Source organism: Rhodococcus sp. MH15 (genome assembly GCF_019266045.1).
Lineage (GTDB): Bacteria > Actinomycetota > Actinomycetes > Mycobacteriales > Mycobacteriaceae > Rhodococcus_F > Rhodococcus_F qingshengii.
Genome location: NZ_LPNP01000060.1, coordinates 206,478 through 227,014, shown reverse-complemented (window position 1 = coordinate 227,014; position 20,537 = coordinate 206,478). Strand labels below are relative to the sequence as shown.

The 20,537-nt window shown below is 63.0% G+C and carries 14 protein-coding genes; 8 read left to right on the top strand and 6 right to left on the bottom strand.

Annotated elements, in window-relative coordinates:
• The first annotated feature begins 25 nt into the window (after positions 1-25).
• Together ATN37_RS07700 and ATN37_RS07695 are read left to right on the top strand one after the other, a co-directional pair.
• Complete coding sequence (locus ATN37_RS07700) at positions 26-1,351, top strand: UDP-glucose/GDP-mannose dehydrogenase family protein (protein ID WP_054781077.1); 1,326 nt, start codon at positions 26-28, stop codon at positions 1,349-1,351.
• A gap of 130 nt (positions 1,352-1,481) precedes the next feature.
• On the top strand, positions 1,482-2,906 hold the full coding sequence (locus tag ATN37_RS07695; protein ID WP_218694974.1) for a polysaccharide biosynthesis tyrosine autokinase: 1,425 nt from the start codon (positions 1,482-1,484) through the stop codon (positions 2,904-2,906).
• On the opposite strand, the gene ATN37_RS07690 is transcribed toward ATN37_RS07695, so the two are convergent.
• Complete coding sequence (locus ATN37_RS07690) at positions 2,878-3,402, bottom strand: protein-tyrosine-phosphatase (RefSeq protein ID WP_007726647.1); 525 nt, start codon at positions 3,400-3,402, stop codon at positions 2,878-2,880. The two genes, ATN37_RS07695 and ATN37_RS07690, sit on opposite strands and share 29 nt — an antisense overlap.
• A 108-nt stretch (positions 3,403-3,510) precedes the next feature.
• Here ATN37_RS07690 and ATN37_RS07685 point away from each other — a divergent pair, with 108 nt between their 5' ends.
• Positions 3,511-4,830, top strand: coding sequence for a UDP-glucose/GDP-mannose dehydrogenase family protein (locus ATN37_RS07685; RefSeq protein WP_054187546.1), 1,320 nt, complete (start codon positions 3,511-3,513; stop codon positions 4,828-4,830).
• A 149-nt stretch (positions 4,831-4,979) separates the two neighbouring features.
• Entirely contained in the window at positions 4,980-6,656 is a 1,677-nt protein-coding gene (locus ATN37_RS07680) for an Hsp70 family protein (protein WP_254593768.1), read from the top strand.
• Positions 6,657-6,665: 9 nt separating this feature from the next.
• Here ATN37_RS07680 and ATN37_RS07675 read toward each other — a convergent pair whose 3' ends face one another.
• Together ATN37_RS07675 and ATN37_RS07670 are read right to left on the bottom strand one after the other, a co-directional pair.
• Positions 6,666-7,928: a YibE/F family protein gene (locus tag ATN37_RS07675; protein WP_065456010.1), complete on the bottom strand. Its 1,263-nt coding sequence runs from the start codon at positions 7,926-7,928 to the stop codon at positions 6,666-6,668.
• Between the two features lie 510 nt (positions 7,929-8,438).
• On the bottom strand, positions 8,439-9,692 hold the full coding sequence (locus tag ATN37_RS07670) for a pyridoxal phosphate-dependent aminotransferase (protein ID WP_003943683.1): 1,254 nt from the start codon (positions 9,690-9,692) through the stop codon (positions 8,439-8,441).
• Between the two features lie 76 nt (positions 9,693-9,768).
• Here ATN37_RS07670 and ATN37_RS07665 point away from each other — a divergent pair, with 76 nt between their 5' ends.
• A complete protein-coding gene (locus tag ATN37_RS07665; protein ID WP_058227559.1) occupies positions 9,769-11,709 on the top strand; it encodes a prolyl oligopeptidase family serine peptidase in 1,941 nt (646 codons plus the stop codon).
• Here ATN37_RS07665 and ATN37_RS07660 read toward each other — a convergent pair.
• Positions 11,699-12,631, bottom strand: a complete 933-nt coding sequence (locus tag ATN37_RS07660; protein WP_042452245.1) for a hypothetical protein — start codon at positions 12,629-12,631, stop codon at positions 11,699-11,701. The two genes, ATN37_RS07665 and ATN37_RS07660, sit on opposite strands and share 11 nt — an antisense overlap.
• Positions 12,632-12,876: 245 nt before the next feature.
• On the opposite strand from ATN37_RS07660, the gene ATN37_RS07655 reads away from it, so the two are divergent.
• Positions 12,877-14,055 carry a DUF6745 domain-containing protein gene (locus ATN37_RS07655; protein ID WP_218694972.1) on the top strand — a complete coding sequence of 393 codons (1,179 nt, stop codon included), beginning with the start codon at positions 12,877-12,879 and terminating at the stop codon, positions 14,053-14,055.
• Positions 14,056-14,100: 45 nt separating this feature from the next.
• Positions 14,101-14,556 (top strand): hypothetical protein, encoded by a 456-nt coding sequence (locus ATN37_RS07650; RefSeq protein WP_218694970.1) that lies wholly within the window; start codon positions 14,101-14,103, stop codon positions 14,554-14,556.
• 173 nt (positions 14,557-14,729) lie between these two features.
• Here the strand turns inward: ATN37_RS07650 and ATN37_RS07645 are convergent, their stop codons facing one another.
• Positions 14,730-17,927, bottom strand: a complete 3,198-nt coding sequence (locus tag ATN37_RS07645) for a (Fe-S)-binding protein (protein ID WP_058038563.1) — start codon at positions 17,925-17,927, stop codon at positions 14,730-14,732.
• A gap of 359 nt (positions 17,928-18,286) precedes the next feature.
• Here ATN37_RS07645 and ATN37_RS07640 point away from each other — a divergent pair, with 359 nt between their 5' ends.
• Positions 18,287-18,937, top strand: coding sequence for a glycine zipper family protein (locus ATN37_RS07640; protein WP_003943407.1), 651 nt, complete (start codon positions 18,287-18,289; stop codon positions 18,935-18,937).
• Positions 18,938-19,016: 79 nt separating this feature from the next.
• On the opposite strand, the gene ATN37_RS07635 is transcribed toward ATN37_RS07640, so the two are convergent.
• Positions 19,017-20,327, bottom strand: coding sequence for a S1 family peptidase (locus ATN37_RS07635; protein WP_054187117.1), 1,311 nt, complete (start codon positions 20,325-20,327; stop codon positions 19,017-19,019).
• Between the last annotated feature and the right edge of the window lie 210 nt (positions 20,328-20,537).

Sequence of the window (20,537 nt, the reverse complement as noted above, 5' to 3'; positions counted from 1 at the left end):
CTCTCGAGAAAGCAGATCGAGCAACATGAGCACTCGCATAGCAGTATTCGGCACGGGATACCTGGGCGCGACACACGCGGCGTGTATGGCCGAACTCGGTCACGAGGTCCTCGGAGTGGATGTCGACGCGGCAAAGCTGGAGAAACTGGCAGCAGGTGAAGTTCCTTTCTACGAGCCAGGGTTGGGCGAGGTCCTACGACGAAACATCGATCGAGGGAGACTGAAGTTCACGTCGTCGTACGAGGAAGCTGCAGAATTTGCGGACGTGTTCTTCCTCGGGGTCGGGACGCCGCAGAAGAAGGGTGAGTTCGCCGCGGACATGGTCTACGTGGATGCCGTGATCGAGACTTTGGCGCCGCTGCTCACCAAGCCCGCGGTCATCTTCGGCAAGTCCACGGTACCGGTGGGAACCGCGGAACGGCTCGGTAAGCGCGCGCGGGAACTGGCACCGATCGGTGACAGCGTCGAAGTCGCGTGGAATCCCGAGTTTCTGCGTGAAGGATTTGCCGTCCAGGACACGTTGCACCCGGACCGACTTGTGCTCGGAGTCGATCGAAATGTCCGCGGTCGAGCGGAATCTGTTGCGCGCGAAGTTTATGCAGAGCTCCTCGATGAGGAGATTCCGTTTCTCGTCACGGACCTTGCGACGGCGGAGTTGGTGAAAGCGTCAGCGAACGCTTTCTTGGCCACCAAGATCTCGTTCATCAACGCCATCTCCGAAGTGTGCGAGGCCGCTGGCGCCGACGTCACAGTGCTCGCCGACGCGATCGGGCACGACGTTCGGATCGGACGTCGATTCCTCAACGCGGGAATTGGTTTCGGCGGAGGGTGTTTGCCGAAGGACATCCGCGCCTTCATGGCTCGCGCCGGTGAACTCGGTGCCGACCAAGCACTGACGTTCCTGCGCGAAGTCGACAACATCAATATGCGCCGACGTACACGCATGGTCGAACTGGCGCGGGAGGCATGCGGATCGCTTCTCGGTGCGAGAGTCGCAGTTCTGGGTGCCGCGTTCAAACCGGACTCGGACGACGTTCGTGATTCGCCGGCGCTCAACGTCGCGGGTCAGATTCAGCTCCAAGGTGCTGCAGTGAACGTGTACGACCCAAAGGCCATGGACAATTCGCGCGCGCTGTTCCCGACGCTGACCTACTCGGCAAATGCATTGGAGGCCTGCGAAGGTGCCGATGTCGTCCTGGTATTGACCGAGTGGCCCGAATTCTTGAAGTTGCAGCCGTCCGATCTCGATTCGGTGGTTCGCAAGAAAGTGATCGTCGACGGGCGCAATTGCCTTTCCCCCGACGAGTGGCGAGGCGCAGGTTGGAACTACCGCGGACTGGGACGCCCGTGAGCACAGGACGTCTCGTCCGTCGCAGCTGATCTATATCGAAATTGATAAAGCCCGGTTCGCCCTCGCGGTCCGACCGGCAAAGACCGCTCAGACCCGCAGTGGACATGCGTGAGCCGAAGGAGACATCAAGATGGAAATTGTCGACTACCTGAAGATATTGCAAGCCAGATGGCGAATCGTCGCTGCTGTAACCGTGCTCGGAATCCTCGGAGCCCTTGGCGCTTCTCTTCTTTCGACGCCCGTTTACCAGGCCTCGACGAGGCTGTTCGTTTCGACGTCGGCGGGTACCTCGGTCAACGAGGCACTGCAGGGCAGTCAACTTTCACAGCAGCGAGTTCTGTCCTACACAAAACTCCTGACCGGCCGAACACTCGCACAGCGGACGATCGACGAACTGGGACCGAGGGTGGTCGGCGGGATGTCGGCTGACGGGTTGGCCTCCAAGGTCACTGCGACGTCGGCGCCCGACACTGTGTTGATCGACCTCGCAGTCAAGGACGCGTCACCGGAACTCGCACGCGAGATCGCGAACACTCTCTCATCCGAATTCGTGGCATTGGCAAAGGAACTGGAGACACCCGAGAACGGCGGAACACCGCCTGCACGTGTGGTCGTCGAACAGCAGGCTCAACAGCCGACTGTTCCGGTGTCACCCAAGACTTCGCGCAACCTCGCGCTCGGCGCAGTGGCGGGACTGGTTGTGGGGATCGCGCTTGCGTTGATTCGTGATCGACTCGACAACACGGTGAAAGATCGTCGAACTGTAGAAGAGATCGCGGGTTCGGCGATGGTGGGCACGATCCCGTTCGACAAGGACGTCGAAGTCAATCACGCGATCGCTTTCAGTGACGGAAGTTCCGTGAGTGCCGAAGCCTTCCGTGAGTTGCGCACCAACCTTCAGTTCCTCGAGGTGGACCATCCACCGCGTGTCATCGTCGTCACGAGTTCGCTTCCCTCCGAAGGTAAGACGACCACGGCCGTGAACATCGCTCTCGTCTTGGCGGAGGCCGGCAAATCAGTGTGCCTGATGGAAGGCGACCTCCGGAAGCCGCGAGTATCGAAGTATTTGGGATTGCTCGGAAGTGTCGGCGTCAGTTCGGTGCTCTCCGGTCAAGCGACGCTGGACGATGTGCTTCAGCCGACCGAGTTCGACGGGCTGACAGTGCTCGCCTCCGGACCAATCCCGCCGAACCCGAGCGAACTACTCGGCACGGACACGGCCAAACATGTTCTCGAGGAACTGCGGGCGCGATACGACTACGTCATCATCGACGCCTCGCCGTTGCTACCCGTCACGGATGCCGCGGTCCTGGCCGCGATGTCGGACGGTGCCCTGGTGATCGCCCGACACGGCTCCACGAAGTGCGATCAACTGGCGCGCGCGGTCGGAAACCTACAGAGTGTGGGTGCGCACGTCCTGGGCACTGTCATCACGATGACGCCGTCTCGCGGACGCAATGCGTACGAGTACAGCTACTACTACGAGTCGGACAAGTCGCTACCGCAGTTGACCGCGGTGCCCGCGCTCAACGCTCACCGAAGCGAAGTCGGCTGAGCAGCGGGCCGAGGAGATCGGCGATCTCGAGTCCGATCTCGTGAAACACGTTCTCTTCCTTACCCATCGGATCCATGACGTCCTCGGGTTCGGTGGCACGAAATCGGGGTCTGGCGGCGGCGAGGTCCTCGACAGTTCCTGCATCTGCGAGCGAGCCCAACCGTGCGGCTTCTCGAAGTGTGAACGTGCGCTTGAGCCGCGCCGGAGCCATCGCCAGGACCTTGTCTCGCTGACTTTCGGTCATCGTGAGAATGAGGTCGGCGTCCGAGGCCAGCGCTGTTGTCATGCGTCGGGCTTGAAACTCCCTGGGGTCGCCGCCGAGCCCCGCGAGAACCCTCGCAGCAGTTGGCTCGATCGGGTGCCCGACCATCGCCCGGGTTCCGGCACTCGACGCGGTGAATCCGGTGACCCCGGCTTCGGCGGCATAAGCACGTGCAAGGCGTTCGCCAGTGGGTGATCGGCAGATGTTTCCCGTACAAACGAAGAGAACGTGCATGGCAGAAGCATAGGTTGCACACGCGACGCACTCGTCGTACGCCCGATGTTGGTTTCGCGCCCACCTGGCGTACGCGTTTCGGAAAGTTCGGACGCATACCAACAACACATGAAGATGACCGTGTTCGGAACGGGATACCTGGGGGCGACCCACGCAGTGTGTATGGCCGAACTTGGCCACGACGTGCTGGGAGTCGACATCGACCAGTCCAAGGTCGACAAGTTGTCTCGTGGGGAGGTCCCGTTCTTCGAGCCGGGTCTGACCGACATGCTGGAGAAGAATCTGGCGTCGGGTCGGCTGCAGTTCACGACTTCCTACTCCGATGCCGCGGATTTTGCGGACATCCATTTCGTCGGTGTGGGGACGCCCCAGAAGAAGGGGGAGTACGCCGCAGATCTGAGTCATGTTCATTCGGTGATCGACATGTTGGCACCGTTGTTGCGAAAGCCTTCGCTGATAGTCGGGAAGTCGACGGTGCCGGTAGGCACGGCAGCGGCTCTCGGCGAGCGGCTCCGAGCGACTGCGCCGGCGGGTGGCTCGGTAGAAGTGGCCTGGAATCCGGAGTTCCTGCGTGAAGGACACGCCATCGCGGACACCTTGAGCCCTGACCGGTTGGTTCTGGGGATCGATCGTGACCGGCCGGGAAACGCCGAAGGCGTTCTTCGCGAGGTGTATGCCGAGATACTGGACGCAGGGGTGCCCTTCCTCGTGACCGATCTGGCGACGTCCGAGTTGGTCAAAGGATCTGCGAATGCGTTTCTCGCGACCAAGGTGTCCTTCATCAATGCGATTGCGGAGGTGTGCGAGGCGACCGGCGCCGACGTCACGATGTTGGCCGACGCTCTCGGGTACGACGCTCGGATCGGTAGACGATTCCTCAATGCGGGCTTGGGGTTCGGCGGTGGTTGCCTGCCGAAGGACATTCGGGCGTTCATGGCACGCGCCGGGGAGTTGGGTGTCGACCAGGCGCTGTACTTCCTCCGCGAGGTCGACAGCATCAACATGCGACGACGGACAAAAGCTGTGGAACTGGTGACGGCAGCCTGCGATGGCAGTTTGCTGGGAGCTAACGTGTCGGTGCTGGGAGCCGCGTTCAAACCCGAATCCGACGATGTACGCGATTCGCCTGCGCTCAACGTTGCAGGAATGATGCAGTTGCACGGGGCGGCGGTCACCGTTTTCGATCCGAAGGCAATGGATAATTCTCGCCGACTGTTTCCCACCCTTCACTACGCAACCTCCACGTCAGAAGCTTGCAGGAATGCTGATGTGGTCTTGATCGCCACTGAATGGGACGAGTTCGCCTCACTGATGCCCGCCGATTTGGAACCACTCGTTCGGCGGCGGGTGATCGTTGACGCCAGAAATTGCCTCGATCCGGACCTGTGGCGCGCCGCCGGTTGGAACTATCGCGGATTGGGGCGGTAGGTCGAACGTCCAGGTAGCGAAAAAATAGCTGCGAGAAGGCCTTAGGTGAGATGCGCGAACCTCGCAGACCATGCCCAGTGGGTAGACTTCCGGCCGGGGAATGACGGGGTCTGGTGACGGAACCCGTCGACGGTCGACGAAGGTGGATCATGAACTTGGTTTTGGGTGTGACGGTGGGAGCCAGCGCTGTGCGTTTGGCGCGCCCGGGGACGCCCGACCACAGTGGTCCGGTGTTCCGATCCAGAGCGGTCGATCGAGGCCGCGAGATTCCCGAGGAAGTCGCAGCGGAGGCAACCGGCGTGGCCTTGACCGAGAATGCCGACCTCGGCAGCAATACGGTCGTCGCTTACCGGGATCAAGCGCAGGCCGGAGCACTCCAAACAGCGTTCGAACAGAAAGGCATCGACAACTTCGAGCTGGTTCCCGAAGTAGTCGCGACGCTTCGAATGCTCGAGGAGTCCGGTGCGTTGACCGACCAGAGCACACTCGTCGTCGTCGACATCGGTAGTTCTGGATCGACGATCAGCATTGTGGACAGGCAGATGCGGTCTACCGTCGTCACCGCCCGGTCGACGCGGGTCAGTGGAGATCACTTCGACGAGCTCGTCTACTCGGATCAGACCGTGCGTCGCCGTATAGCTACGCCGGCCGACCCGGGCGGCGATGCCGAACTGCAGGCGCGATGCCGACTCGCGAAGGAACAGCTGTCCTCACGAAGTGCGGTGTGCCTGCCCGGCCCCGGCGGGCTTCTCCTCCTATCGCGGGAAGTTTTCGATTCGTTGGTCATCACGTCGGTGGAGGCCTTCGCACGCGAGATACGAGAGGTCATCGCAACGTCCGGCCGTAACCCCGACGCGATTCTCCTGATCGGTGGCGGTGCACGCATTCCGATCGTGCGGGCGACCCTCGCCGCGTGGCTGGAGTGCCCCCTCATCGCGCCCGAGCAGCCGGAACTCGTGACTGCGCAAGGCGCTGCGCTGATCGCGGAGTCGTCGATGACGCCATCGGCGCGCGCGGTATCTGCCCCGGTTCAGGTTCCGGCTGTAGCGCCGATCTTTGCGCCGTATCCGATCCACACCCCGGCGGAGGTACCCGTTCCGGTTCAGGCGTTCAGCCACGGAGGGGTCGCAACGCTCGCGGAATCGGAGCGGCCGAATGCCTTGTCCGAAGCCGCTTCCGGTACGAAGTCCGTTCCGCAGGAACAGGTGCCGAGCCCTTACGCGGCGGAACTGCCTCAGCCGCGACCGAACCGACACGAGCAACGATTCGATCCGGCCGCAGATCTCGCGGTCGCCGACAGCGACCCGGCCACGGACGGATTCGGCACAGAACATGACGCAGACACCGAGGCCGTGATGGTTGACGCCCAGGCGTACTCGGCGATGTACGAAGGCGAGGGACCCGGGGCAGGAACCGCACACCCGTCCTGGCTCGCCGGGACACAACCCGTTGAATCGACATCCAAAGAGCCGAGAAACCCGCTACGGTTCGCGGGCCTCGGCGCCGGTGTGATCGCGGCGATCGTGATCGTGGGGCTGGGATTGGGCTACGGAGGAAAGGTCTTCGATTCCGAGGACGCCGGACCCGTGGCAACCGAGGTGACCACGACGGCACCGACGACCACGACTACTCCGCCGCCTACGACCACAACGACCCCGCCCCCGACGACGACGGAGGAAGCCCCTCCGGTCGTCGAGGCTCCGCCAGTCGTGCAGGACACTTACGTGCCTCCCGCGCCCGCGCCCGCGCCGCCACCGCCGGCGATCTACATCCCGGGGCTTCCGCCGATTCTGTTGCCGGTCCTCCCACCGATTCCCGGACTCTGAGGCTCGCTTTCAGCGTTTGGAGTGTCGGCCACCTGACATGGGGCCGGCCTTGACCGCGCTACCGGGCGGACGGGCGAGAATCACGGCGATGGCAGTGGTGAGTGGAACCGAAAGCGCCAGGGCTATTCCGCCGACAGCGGACCTTACGATCTCGATTGCGACGGCGTCACCGACCAGGACGTCCTGAAGTGGGCGCCCGCTGACGCTGAAGAGCAGTAGCAGCGGCAGCGCCCCACCCGCGTACGCGAGAACCAAGGTGTAGACCGTGCTGGCGATGTGATCACGTCCGACCCGCATCGCACCGCCGAAGACTTTTCGACGGGACGCATGCTTGTCGAGTTCGGCCAACTCGAATGCCGAGGATGCCTGGGTGATGGTGACGTCGTTGAGAACGCCGAGCGAGCCGATGATGAAGCCCGCCAGCAGCAGGCCGGTGATGTCTATGTGCTCGATATAGGTCTGAACATTGGTGTTCTGCTCTTCAGACAAACCGGTGAGGTGTGTCAGTTCAATGCAGAGGTAGGAGAGAACCGCGGCGAGCACCATGGCGGCAAGGGTGCCGAGCAAAGCAGAACTGGTCTTGAGTGAGACCCCGTGCGCCAGATAGAGAACCGCGTACAAGATCACCGCCCCGGCGACCAGCGCAACCGGTATCGCAGGCTTGCCGTCGAGCAGAGCGGGTAGGAGAAACCCGACGACTACGCCGAAGGCGATCACCAGGCCGACGAGTGCGCGCAGCCCTCTCCACCGTGCGACTGCGATGATGACGACGGCGAACGCGATGACGATCAACGCCAGCGGGAGCCCACGCGAATAGTCTTCGAAGGAGTACTGCGTGTTTCCGTTCGGGTCGGTCTGACGCACCAGCCGAATGTGGTCACCCACGCGAAGGTCCGGCTGACCGGCCCCCGGAATGACCTCGAGCAATGTCTTCGTTCCGGCATTCGGCCCGGATTCGATATCGACGATACTTCGCTGGCACTGGTAGGCGGAGGTAGGCGGCGGTTGCGGGGCACCGACGAATACCCTTCCGGCGGAGGAACTTCCGCAGTCGCCGAGATCCTGCATCGTGACGGTGCCCGCCTCGGTTTCCACCGAGCTGCCGTCGGCATTCTGGAAGGGGAGTGGGACGGGAATGGTGTTCTTGTCCGGCCACAGTGCGACAGCTGCCGCGACGACGACCATGCCGATGACGACGAGCAACCCGATGACGACGCGTGATGCGGTGGGGCCGATCTGAATGGGGCCACCGTGGCCGTGGCCGTGACTCATCGGAAACTGAGTGTCGGACTGGGGATTTGCACCGGTGCAATGTTATCGGCTCCGAAGCGAATGGTCAGCTTCTGACGGCAGTGTCGGTGAAAGGCAGTGTCGCTGCAAGGCAGAGTCGGCGAAAACCGGTGCTACCGATGAGGGGTTGTGAAACTGGGATTGGTCGAGCTGGGTGGCGGGGAACAGGGGGGGTTGTCCCCGCCACCAACCTGGTATCCACAGGGGGGGGGAGGGATACCAGGTGCTCGCGGCACCGAAGTGCTGCTAACTAATGTACCCAATTTCAAACCGATTTGGCGCGTTGTCCAACTACCAATTTCACAACGAATCACGTACCGGTTGGACCGTTTTCACATCGGGGCAGGTCACTAAATAGTTAAAGAGTCAATCAAACCGCATGGTTTGCGAAAAATGTGACCAAGGTCGCACAAATGCCCCGCAGTTTTACGTTTACGGGGCATTTGTACAACGAATTGTTTACTCGATTTCAGCCGGATTCAGCGTGAGAATCTACTGTTTGTAACTGGTGAGGAAGTTGCCGAATCGCTCGATGGCCACGGCGAGATCTCGGGCCCACGGAAGGGTGACGATCCGAAGGTGATCGTGATTCGGCCAATTGAACCCGGTGCCTTGAACCATCAGGATCTTCTCCTGGAGAAGCAGGTCCTGAACCAATTTCTCGTCGTCGTGGATCTCGTAGACGTTCGGATCCAGACGAGGGAACGCGTAGAGCGCGCCGCGAGGCTTCACACACGAAACGCCCGGAATCATGTTCAATCGCTCCCAAGCGACGTCGCGCTGCTCGAGCAGGCGGCCGCCGGGCAGGATCAGGTCTTCGATGCTCTGGTGACCGCCGAGGGCGACCTGAATGGCGTGCTGTCCGGGGACGTTGGGGCACAGACGGGTCGACGCCAAGAGATCGAGTCCCTCGAGGAAGCCGGCCGCGTGATCCTTCGGGCCCGTGATCGCCACCCAGCCGGAGCGGTAGCCGGCGACGCGGTAGGCCTTCGAGAGGCCGTTGAACGTCAGGCACAGCAGATCAGGGGCAAGTGTTGCCAGCGAGATGTGCTTGGCGTCGTCGTAGAGGATCTTGTCGTAGATCTCGTCGGCGAGCAGCAGAAGCTGATGCTTGCGTGCCAGATCGACCAACTGCTGCAGAACCTCCATCGAGTACACCGCACCCGTGGGGTTGTTCGGGTTGATGACGAGGAGAGCCTTGGTCTTGTCGGTGATCTTGGATTCGATATCGGCGATATCGGGATTCCAGTCGTTGGCCTCGTCGCAGAGATAGTGGACGGGCGTGCCTCCGGACAAGCTCGTCATCGCAGTCCACAGGGGGTAGTCCGGTGCTGGGATCAGAACCTCGTCGCCGTTGTTGAGGAGGGCCTGCATGGTCATCGTGATCAGTTCGGAAACACCGTTGCCGAGGTAGATGTCGTCGACGTCGAGCTCGGGGAAGCCGGGAACCAGCTCGTAACGCGTCACGATTGCGCGCCGCGCCGACAGAATGCCCTTCGACTCCGAATAGCCCTGTGCATAGGGCAGGGCGGCGATCATGTCCCGCATGATCACATCGGGGGCGTCGAATCCGAACGGTGCCGGGTTGCCGATGTTGAGCTTGAGGATCCGGTGTCCTTCCGCCTCCAACCGGGCGGCATGCGCGTGTACCGGTCCACGGATTTCGTACAGGACGTTCTGGAGCTTCGACGACTGCTCCAGCTCGCGCTGCGGCTGACGGTGGCGGACGGGTTCTGGTGTGCTCACGAGTTACATGATTCCACCACTGTGCAAGTGCATTGTCGGGGACCGTGTCGCACGCCCCGTTGGCTATTGTCGAGCGATGACCCCCAGCGAGCAGATTGCAGCCCCGTACGGATCGTGGACTTCTCCGATCGGAGCAGCTGATCTGGCTGCAGGTGGGCACCCTGTCGAGGGTGGACGATACGTCGGTGACGAGATCTGGTGGGCTGAACTTCGTCCGACCGAGGGTGGTCGGACCTCGATCCGTCGATCTGGTCTCGACAACCAACCCGTCGACATCCTCCCCGCGCCGTGGAACGCGCGTACCAGGGTTCACGAGTACGGCGGTGGCGCCTGGACGGTCACCGAGTCCGGAAAACTGGTCTTCAGTGAATTCTCCGATCAACGGGTGTACATCCTCGAAGGAGTCACTCCACGGGCGTTGACGCCCGAACCGGCGTCGCCGGCCGCGTGGCGATACGCAGACCTGCAGATCGTGAACGGCGAGGTGTGGGCGGTTCGGGAAGCGCACGCGGAGGACGGGGCGATCACTCGCGATATCTGCGCGATTCCGCTGGACGGTTCCGGCAACATCCGCTCGATCGTCGGCGGCTCGGACTTCCTCTCGTCACCGAGGCTTTCGCCGAGTGGAACCAAGATCGCCTGGATCGCATGGAACCATCCGCAAATGCCCTGGGACGGTACCGAACTGCGGGTAGCTCCACTCGTCGACGGCGTCGCTCAGGCGTATTCCGTGCTGATCGGCGGACTTGAAGAGTCCGTCCTGCAGCCGGAGTGGATCACCGACGACGAACTCTACGCAATCAGCGATCGCAGCGGCTGGTGGAACATCTATCGCGTCGGCGGCAAGATCAGCCCGATTTGCCCGGTGAACGCGGATTTCGGTGGCCCGCAGTGGCGCTTCGGTGGGCGCTGGTTCGTCGAACTCGGCAACGGGCACCTGCTCACCGCACGCACCGTCGGAACCGACACGCTGGCGGTACTCGACCCGGCGTCGGGGGAACTGCGCGACATCACGATCCCGGGTGTCACCAGCATCGGCCTCATGCAGGTTCGCGGAGATCGGTTACTGCTCATCTCGGGAGGCGCGAAACTGGCGGGCGCGCTACGTGAACTGGACCTCGGTACCGGCGAACTCACCGAAATCCGTTCGTCGGTCGAAGAATTGCCCGAGTCTGCCTATCTTCCGGAAGCGCGAGCCGTCGTGGCTCACGGACACGGGCGAGAAGTTCACGCCGTTGCTTATCCGCCGCGCAGTCCGCGATACAAAGGGCCCGACGATGAACTGCCGCCGTATGTCGCGTTTGTTCACGGTGGGCCGACGGCGCACGTCGCACCGGCCCTCAACCTCGTCTACGCCTTCTTCACCAGCCGCGGAATCGGCGTCGTCGACGTGAACTACGGCGGGTCGACCGGTTACGGACGTGAGTACCGTAATCGATTGCGTGGTCAGTGGGGTGTCGTCGACGTGCAGGACGTCGTCACCGCCGTCAACGGGTTGGCCGAGCAGGGGCTTGCCGATCCGGCCCGCCTTGCCATCGAAGGCGGATCCGCCGGTGGTTGGACCGTTCTGGCCGCACTGACGACGTCCGACGTGTTCGCTTGTGGTGCTTCCTATTTCGGCGTGGCTGAACTGGACCTGTTCGTGCAGGAAACTCACGATTTCGAATCGCGTTACGTCGACGGTTTGATCGGCCCGCTGCCGGAATCTGCCGACCTGTACGCGGAACGTGCTCCACTCAACAACGTCGACGGGTTGAACTGCCCGGTGTTGCTTCTCCAGGGTCTCGACGATCCGATCGTGCCACCCTCGCAGGCGGAGCGATTCCGGGATGCTCTGGTGGCCAAGGGCATTCCGCACGCGTACCTGGCCTACGAGGGTGAATCTCACGGATTCCGCAAGCAGTCGACCATCATCAGCTCACGCAACGCCGAGCTGTCCTTCTACGGGCAGGTGCTCGGATTCACTCCACCCGGCATTCCGACGCTCGAGCTGTGGAAGCCTGCGATCAGTAGCTGACGGCCCCGTGGCTGCGCGCGAAGGCCGCCAGGATCCGGCTTGCCACCAGTGACGGGGTCGACAGGTCGGCCCACGTCCACCTCGCGACCTCCCACCCTGCGTCACGGAGTCGGTCTTCGCGGAGCTTCTCGTTCCAGAGCGCGTCCTCGGGGCTGCGACCGGCGGGCACCAGTCGGCCGTACTTGATGCGGCCGTCGAACTCTCCGATGGTGCGCTGCTCACGCCACAGGAAGTCGACGCGGCCGGCAAACCCTCGAGCGTCGTGGATGTCGACCTGGGGTTCGGGGAGCGGCAGGTGTTCGTGCAGGAACAATGCGAGGCTCCGTGATTCACCGACGCTTTCGATACGGGAGTCCATCGCGGTGAGCGCGTGGAGCGCATGTCGATGGCGCGGATGGTTCGGGCTGAGTGCCAGCGAGGCTGCAACCGCGTCCTTGGTCAACCTTGAACGGTGCAACGCTGAATTGCCCACGACGAGAGCCTGTTCGAAAGTGAGTGTCCTCGCGAGATCCGCAACAGTTCGTGCCGGAGTCGTGACGCGCAGCCCATCGACTTCGGTGATCTCGTTGTCCGCCAGCCATGTCGAGTGCACATGACGTCGAGCGGACTTTCGGCCACCACCTCGCCGGTTCCGGGACAGGTGAACGACGTCGAGCGGAGTGTTCCAGAGTTCGAAACCGTGCAGAACCGCAGCCGAGACGTGGCTGACAGTGGCACCGGGTGAAGCGGCGCAGGCCACGGCCTCTGCCCGCAATCGATGTCGTCCGTATGCGTCGAGGCGGGACAGGTGGCCGCTGTCCACGTACGCACCACGATGGATTCTGGCCCAGGTTCCACTAGCGCAGGCCTGTCGGATCTCGGCATCGGTGCGACCGATCGACAGTTGGTCCGGCCTGCGGATGATATGTGTCTGTTCCCCCATGTCGATCGATCTTGCTGCGCCCGGCGCTGGAAAGGAAGCCGTGACCCCGGGGGTGTGGATAGCCGTGAGTGAACACCACTTGTCCACAGTTCGAACCGGTTTCGCGTCGCTGGAGAGGGTGTTCGGTATGGGGAAACGGTGGCAGGTTCCCGGTGTCGCGCTCTAGGAAACCCTTGCGTCCGGAGCGTTCGCGTGCCAGGCTGTTCAACTATGACTACAGGAAAGGCGGACTCCGCCACCGTCTCGTGAGCGCCGCACCGATTCGCTCGTCGGCATCACATCGAGCGACATTGCCCGAGAACTTCAATCTCTTCGATGAAGACAGTCTGGCCCTGGAAAAGATCCGCGACGTGTGGCTCGAACGCGGATTGTGTACTCGTCCTGCTGATCGAAACACCGCAGAAGCCTCTGTCGCGCAACTGTATCGACGTTCCGGGCTCCCGAAACCGGAGTTCGTCTGGGTCCCGTCGCCGTCTGCTGGTTCGGACCTGATCGTCACCGAAGGACTGTCGACCAAGATGTCATTGGACGGCACCGGCCTCGACTGCGCTTCCGGGTATATCGCGAGCATGTTTGCGGCATCGCGCCGACGCATGGACGCGCGAATCGAATGTCGGAGAACTGGCTGGCAGATGGAACGCCGGCAGGGGGAGCGCCTGATCAGGGCGTCCATTTGGGAATCGTTGCACACCACGCTGTTCGACGGCGTCGCAGCTGCGATACGAACGATGTTGACCCCGGTGGCCGGGGAAGTGACCTGGTACGGGCAGCAGGACGCACATCGAATCGCGTACTACGACACATGCCATCGATTCGGTCTTGCGACCTTCCGCTCGGAAGACCGTGAACTCCTCGACGTGCAGACCGCACTGGCCGACTCGACCGGGTGGTGGTGGGCGTTCGACGACGTGTGCATCATGGCGGAACGACCCACTGCCTTACATGCCGAACCGATTCCGGGCAGCGCGCAGGGGGCACGGCGCTTGCATCATTCTGATTCCCCCGCAATCGAATTCGTAGACGGTACAAAGGCGTTCGTTCTACACGGAGCGATCGTTCCAGACTGGGTGGTGCTCGACCCCACCGCCGAACGCATCGCACACGAGCGCAATGTAGAGATCCGTCGATGTGCAATCGAGCGGATCGGGTGGGATTCCTACATCGAGCTGGCGGGCCTGACACTGGTCGACCAAACCGACGATCCCGGTAACGCCGGTTGCCTGCTGCAGCTCTACGCGTCGCCGGAGGGCTGGGGTCGAAGTGGACGGATTCTCCTCGCGGTCAACGGTTCTCTCGAACGCGACGGGCATCGGCGTCGATACGGCCTTCACGTACCCGGATGGTTTACCTCCGCGTTGGATGCCGCCGGATGGACTTACGGCATCACCGGTACCGACTATTCCCGTCTCGTTCGTCGAACCTGAATCTCGAACCCTCTACCCTCAATCCTCAAACCTTGGGTGATACTTATGAACTCGAACATGACCTTGTCCGCTCTCACCAGCCTCACCGGCCTCGATGTCTTCGACTACCTGGACCAGGAAGTGTCCATTCCTGTGATCGACGGACTTCAGGCGCAAGGCGATCTCATCGTGATCCCGTTTTCGCTGCTCGCAAATATCGTGGCGCCTCTGCCATGGACACGCTCTGTGAGAGTGCCGCTCTCCGGCGTGGAACTGCTGCGAAGTGCGGCGGGAGGGAACCCCCACAGTCTGGTTGCAGACGAAGGGGAGTGCACGTGGTCGACGCCGGTGAAAGATGCTCGGGGCCTTGCACTCGGCATGCTCGACACCCGAGTGACCGCGTACCTCATCCACCCGGAGCACGGCGCGACCGGCATCGCTCCGGGACAATACGTCATCGGCCGGCAGCAGGAAAGGGGCGTCGGGCGTACGCGCGGTGCGGTGATGCTTGTCGCCGATTGACACGCCGGCCTCGAGTTGGCGGGGGAGTGAGCACCACTTGCACAGGGCGAGCACCGGTTTCCGTGTGCTGGACGGTGTGTCGGGTCGAGGGAAAGGGTGCTCGGTCGGCAAAGGCTCCCGCACAAACACGAATGCCCTCACCGTGACGGTGAGGGCATTCGCGTGTGGTGCGCTTACTTCTTGCGGCCAGGAGCCTTCGCGCCGGCCTTGAATCCGAGTCCGCCTGCCTTGGGGGCGGGCGGCGCGGCAGCAGGCGCCGGAGCTTCCGCGGGTGCGGACGCCTCAGCAGGCGCTTCAGCGGCGGGTTCTGCCTTCACAGGTTCGGCGGCGGGTTCTGCCTTCACAGGTTCGGCCTCGGGAGCCGGGGCCTCAGCAGCCGGCGCCGGGGCCGCAGCGGGAGCTGCCTTCCGGGCACCGGGAGCCTTTGCGCCCGATTTGAATCCGAGTCCGCCGGCCTTGGCGGCAGGCGGAGCCTTCGGGGCTTCCGCCTCGGCGGCCGGAGCCTCTGCCGGTGCAGCCGGAGCCTCTGCCAGAGCCTCTGCCGGAGCAGCAGCAGGTGCTTCAGAAGCAGGAGCAGCCTTTGCACCAGGAGCCTTGGCCCCACCCTTCATCTGCAGTCCCTTGCCGCCGGGTGCCTTGGCGCCGGACGCCAGGCCCAGACCCTTCGGCTTGGCGACGGGTGCAGCAGCTTCGGGTGCAGCAGCCTCAGCAGCCGGAGCTTCCGCTGCCGGTGCGGCAGCGGCCTTTGCTCCGGGTGCCTTGGCGGCGCCCTTCATCTGCAGTCCCTTGCCGCCGGGTGCCTTGGCCCCGCCTGCCAAGCCGAGACCCTTGGGCTTTGCGACAGGTGCTGCCGGTGCAGCAGCTTCGTCAGCGGGAGCTTCCGCGCTTGCGGCGGGAGCCGCCTTCTTGGCGCCGGGAGCCTTGGCCCCGCCGGCCATTCCGAGCCCCTTGCCGGGTGCCTTGGCGCCGGGAGCTTTTGCACCTGGTGCTTTGGCGAGGCCCTTCATGGCCAGACCCTTGCCTGCCGGTGCAGCCTTGGCTTCCGGAGTCGCGGCGGCTTCCTCGACTTCGGCGACCCGATCCTGCTCGACGGTCTCAGCCTTTGCCTCAGCAGCGACCGGTGCCTTCTCGCGTGGGATCACCTTGATGTTCTCGCCGAGCTGGGCGGGATCGAGACGAGTGACGGAGTTCAGCATCAGCTGCGCGACGTCGACGACCTCGACGCCTTCGCCCTGGCCTTGCTCCTGGCGGGCAGTGACGCCGTCGGTGAGCATGACGCGGCAGAACGGGCAACCCGTGGCGATCTTCTTGGGGTTGGTGGAGAGCGCTTCGTCGACGCGGTCGACGTTGATGCGCTTGCCGATGTTCTCTTCCATCCACATGCGAGCACCACCGGCACCACAGCACATGGAACGTTCGCCGTGACGCGGCATTTCGACGAGCTTGGAGCCTGAGGCTTCCATGAGTTCACGGGGAGCGTCGTAAACCTTGTTGTGGCGTCCGAGGAAGCACGGGTCGTGGTAGGTGACGTCTTCGCTCACGGACGCAACCGGGATCAGCTTCTTCTGGCGCACCAGACGGTTGAGCAGCTGAGTGTGGTGCACGACCTCGTAGTCGCCGCCCACCTCCGGGTACTCGTTGCCGAGGGCGTTGAAGCAGTGCGCACAGGTGACGACGATCTTGCGCTTCTTCTGCTCGATACCGTCGAAGACCGAATTGAGCATCTCGATGTTCTGCATCGCGAGCTGCTGGAACAAGAACTCGTTGCCGGCACGACGTGCGGAGTCGCCGGTGCAGGTTTCGTCGGCGCCGAGGACCATGAACTTCACTCCCGCGGTGGCGAGGAGTTCGGCAACGGCCTTGGTGGTCTTCTTGGCACGGTCTTCGTAGGCGCCGGCGCAGCCGACCCAGAAGAGGTACTCGTAGTCCTCGAAGCTGTCGGCGTCCTTGCCGAAGACGGGGATCTCGAAGTCCATCTCGTTGATCCAGTTGAGGCGATCCTTGGAGTTCTGACCCCAGGGATTGCCCTTGTTCTCGAGGTTCTTGAACAGGCCGGCGAGCTCGGAGGGGAACTCCGATTCGATCAGGACCTGGTAGCGACGCATGTCGATGATGTGGTCGACGTGTTCGATGTCGACGGGGCACTGTTCGACGCAGGCGCCGCAGTTGGTGCAGCTCCACAAGGTTTCGGCGTCGATGACCGGGGCCATCTCGCCTTCGACGGTTTCACCGACGAGCTTGCGGTCGGCCTCGAGGCGTGCCGCCTCGGGGATGGCTGCGAGGGCGCCTTCCTTGACATTGCCTTCGCTGTCGACGAGACCGATCTCGTCGCCGCCCATGTCCTTGCGTCCACCAGCGAGCAGGTACGGGGCCTTGGCGTAGCCGTGGTCACGCAGCGACATGATGAGCAGCTTGGGCGAGAGCGGCTTTCCGGTGTTCCACGCGGGGCACTGGGACTGGCAACGACCGCACTCGGTGCAGGTGGTGAAGTCGAGCCAGCCCTTCCAGGAGAAGTCTTCGATGTTTCCGGCGCCGAGAGTGTCGGTGTCGGGGTCGACGTTCTCCATCGTCAGGACTTTGCCCTTGGACATCATGGGCTTTGCCGCGCCGAGGGCGACGGTGCCGTCGTCTTCACGCTTGAAGTAGATGTTGAAGAACGCCGAGAAGCGGTGCCACGCGACGCCCCAGGTGATGTTGCGGCCCACGATCGCGAGCCAGATCATGCCGGTCATCAGCTTCACGAATGCGAACACCGAGATCATGACGGGGCTGGCGGGAAGCAGTTTCGCGACCTGCATGGTGAAGAAGTCGGTCCACGGGTTGGCGTGACCGTAGGTCGCGATCTTGCCTGCCTTGACCATGATCATGCCCAGGCCCTCGAGCAGGACGATGCCCTCGATGACGTAGGCAGCCTTGAAGTTGGAGCCGCCGAAACGGGACAGGCGTGCAGGCAGACGCGGGTGGTTGAGCTGACGGATCACGATCAGCGTGGTGATACCGATGACGGTGCCCAGGCCGAGGATCTCGTCCCACAGGTGCCACGCCCACGTGTTACCGAAGATGGGCCAGTGGAATTCGGGGTTGAACGTCTGGCCGTAGGCCTCGAACCACAGCAGGAACCCACCGAGGAAGCCGACCATGACGAGCCAGTGGGCCCAGCCGACGCTGCGGAACTTGTTCATGCGCGTGTGCGCGATGAACTCGATGATCATCTGCTTGAAGCGAGGGAAGAACGGGCGCCATCGATCGGGTGCCGACTGGCCGATGCGCACGGTGTTGAACATCCTCAGCGCGCCTGAGAGGAAGATGTACCAACACACCAAGCTCAGCAGAGCACCAATCGTGCCCAACGTAATCGTCAGGGCATTCATGTCGCGGCCTTTCGTTTCAGGGCGACGCGTCGGCCACCTCGGGACAGCCCACTGATACTAACCTGCGTTATGTTACCCGCCAGTAACTAGCATTACCAGCCTGTAGGTACCGGCTGGTAACCGCTCGTGGCCTGGAGAGATCGATCTTCTGCGTCGGACGGGCTGGGCCAGACGCAGACATGTCTGGTCGTCACGTTAGGCGGTGCCCGTCAGGTGTCCATCTGTCAGGCAGCCCTAACTCGGGTTCCGGGCAGGTGAGAACAACCGACCGGCTGTTATCGTTACGCCCGTCACGCACAGGGGAAACGGGTGGTGTGAGTCATCGACTGACGCCCGCCCGATCCCGGGGAGGATCAAAAATGTTCATTCGAAAAGCTGCGGCCGTCGCAGCGATGACCATTGCCGCTACGGGCATCGCTGCAGGTACTTCTTACGCAGCTCCGGAGACGTCACCCGACGTTTCGTACACCGCCGAGGTCGTCGACCAGGCCGTTGTCACCACCATCGACGCCGGAGCATTCCGGGTCTCGGGCGACGGAACTCACGTCGACTTGCAGAACAGCCAGGGCGCAACTCTCGTGAGCCTTCCGCTCGCGTTCAACCTCGGCGACGTTCAGTTCCCGTTCGACGAGACCGTCAGTGAGGACGGCAAGACCCTCACCCTCAAGCCGAACCTGGACCCGGCCAGCTCCAAGCCGAAGCCGGTCGCTGCCGAGTTCACCCCGGTTGCTTCGCCTGACGAGGATCAGAAGGCAATCGAGAAGTTCCAGTCACAGCTCGGGCTTGCCACGCAGATCGGTAGCCTCACCGGCACGATCGTCGGGGCGGTCATCGGTTGCATCGTGGGTCTGCCCGGCCTGGTCGTCGGCTGCCTGCCCGGCATGGTCACAGGGGCCGGTATCGGTGGAGTCGCCGGTACCATCCTCGCCGGTGGCGGAACCGCCGTCGTCGCGGGCTTGGACCTGATCAAGGTTCTGAACGCTCCGGCTGGAACAACTCTCTTCCAGTAGAACGTCACGAACGCCGAAACGGGCGCCACACCTTCAGAAGGTGTGGCGCCCGTTTTGCTGTCTCGAGGAATGCGTGTGATCAGTAGTCGCGAACCTTCAGGCCTGGGTTGGCGGCGAGGATGTCGTTGATCGGCGTCGCGTACTGGGTCGGGGCTTCTTGCCCGAACAGTGTCTCTGCCTGAGCGATCTCGCACAGGGGAGAGGTGGCGACGTTGGACGCACTCGTGATGCCCACTGCCAACGTTCCGGAGACGATCGGGCCACCGCTGTCACCCTGCAGGACGCAGATGTTGGTGGTGAAGCCGTTGTCGAGGGTGTGATCCAAAACCTTTGCGACGCGGTTGACGCCGGTGACGACGCCGCAGCTGAAGCCTGTGGTCGATCCTGCCTTGCAGACCGGGGCGCCCACGACAGGATCGGCGGTACCGGTGATGTTGACCGAGCGGTTGAACGGGACCCGCACGCTGTTGTTCTCGAAGCGGTACTTCGCGTTGTCGTCGATGTTGATGATCGAGTAGTCGCGCCCGTCGAAGCTGCTCTTGGCGAAGTACCCGACGCGGGGCCCGGTCTGGTTGTTCACCATCGGGAAGACCTGGCTGGAGTTCGAGGTGCCGGCAGCGGCACGGTTGGGATCGCAGTGACCGGCGCTGATGTTGACTGTGCGTCCTGAACCGTCGGTGCCGTTGAAGCCGAATGAACAACGCAGTCCTGTGTTACCGGAGGTTGCGCCGAAGGCGTCTCCGCCCAGTGCAGCGTCGCCGGTTGCGGATCCGGTTGCGGGGATGAGGTCCGCGACGATCGGGGGAACCAGTAGCGGAGCAGCGGTATGGACGACGGTCCGCTTCAGGAATTCAGGCAATTCGATGCCGGCGGCAGGATCGGCCGTGAGGGCGACTCCGTTGCCGACGACGTCGACGGCGATGCCACGCACGAGGTCTGCGACCTCGGCAGGCTGCGAATCGAGCCAGGTGTTGAGTGCCGAGAGTTGACCTTGCAGAGCCTGCTCGCTCTGCGCGACGTCCTTGACCTCGAAACCGGCCTTCTCGGCGGCCTCGCGGGCAGCATCCTTGTCGCGACCGTCAGCGAGAGCGACGATGCCCTTGCCGAGGTCGTCGAGCCACACTCCGGCAAAAGAGTCGGGAAACTGGACGCGCGCGATGGCGGCGAACTCCGCGAGCTTCTGCGCGAGTTCGGAACGCGAGACGAACTGGTCGGGCGTCAGCGCCAAGTCGTGCTGTAGGGCTTCGGCGAGTTCGACGGGCAGATGGGCTGCCTGATCGGATACCCCGGATTCGTTCGGTTCTGCGTTCGCGACCGCGGTAATCGGTCCGAGGAGCAGCAGCGCGGCCGAACCGAACACTGCGGCGCGACGTGCGATGGAGCTTCGCATGTGGGCCTTTCCACTTCGTTGACCGCGTACCACCCCCCTGGGAGCACACGGATACGGCTCACGGACTTGTGGTGAGCCGATCACAGTCGACCATGACTATATGGGTTCGAACGCGCTATTCCCACCCGTTACATGAGCAGACAGCGCTGACCCCGACCGACAACAGCACTGTGCCCGCCGATCGCGAAACGGATCGGCGGGCACAGTGCG

What these genes read in the sequence shown, in the direction of transcription:
- ATN37_RS07700 (WP_054781077.1), top strand. Translation starts at nt 26, where the DNA reads ATGAGCACTCGCATAGCAGTATTCGGCACGGGATACCTGGGCGCGACA.
- ATN37_RS07695 (WP_218694974.1), top strand. Translation starts at nt 1,482, where the DNA reads ATGGAAATTGTCGACTACCTGAAGATATTGCAAGCCAGATGGCGAATC.
- ATN37_RS07690 (WP_007726647.1), bottom strand. Translation starts at nt 3,402, where the DNA reads ATGCACGTTCTCTTCGTTTGTACGGGAAACATCTGCCGATCACCCACT.
- ATN37_RS07685 (WP_054187546.1), top strand. Translation starts at nt 3,511, where the DNA reads ATGAAGATGACCGTGTTCGGAACGGGATACCTGGGGGCGACCCACGCA.
- ATN37_RS07680 (WP_254593768.1), top strand. Translation starts at nt 4,980, where the DNA reads ATGAACTTGGTTTTGGGTGTGACGGTGGGAGCCAGCGCTGTGCGTTTG.
- ATN37_RS07675 (WP_065456010.1), bottom strand. Translation starts at nt 7,928, where the DNA reads ATGAGTCACGGCCACGGCCACGGTGGCCCCATTCAGATCGGCCCCACC.
- ATN37_RS07665 (WP_058227559.1), top strand. Translation starts at nt 9,769, where the DNA reads ATGACCCCCAGCGAGCAGATTGCAGCCCCGTACGGATCGTGGACTTCT.
- ATN37_RS07660 (WP_042452245.1), bottom strand. Translation starts at nt 12,631, where the DNA reads ATGGGGGAACAGACACATATCATCCGCAGGCCGGACCAACTGTCGATC.
- ATN37_RS07650 (WP_218694970.1), top strand. Translation starts at nt 14,101, where the DNA reads ATGAACTCGAACATGACCTTGTCCGCTCTCACCAGCCTCACCGGCCTC.
- ATN37_RS07645 (WP_058038563.1), bottom strand. Translation starts at nt 17,927, where the DNA reads ATGAATGCCCTGACGATTACGTTGGGCACGATTGGTGCTCTGCTGAGC.
- ATN37_RS07640 (WP_003943407.1), top strand. Translation starts at nt 18,287, where the DNA reads ATGTTCATTCGAAAAGCTGCGGCCGTCGCAGCGATGACCATTGCCGCT.
- ATN37_RS07635 (WP_054187117.1), bottom strand. Translation starts at nt 20,327, where the DNA reads ATGCGAAGCTCCATCGCACGTCGCGCCGCAGTGTTCGGTTCGGCCGCG.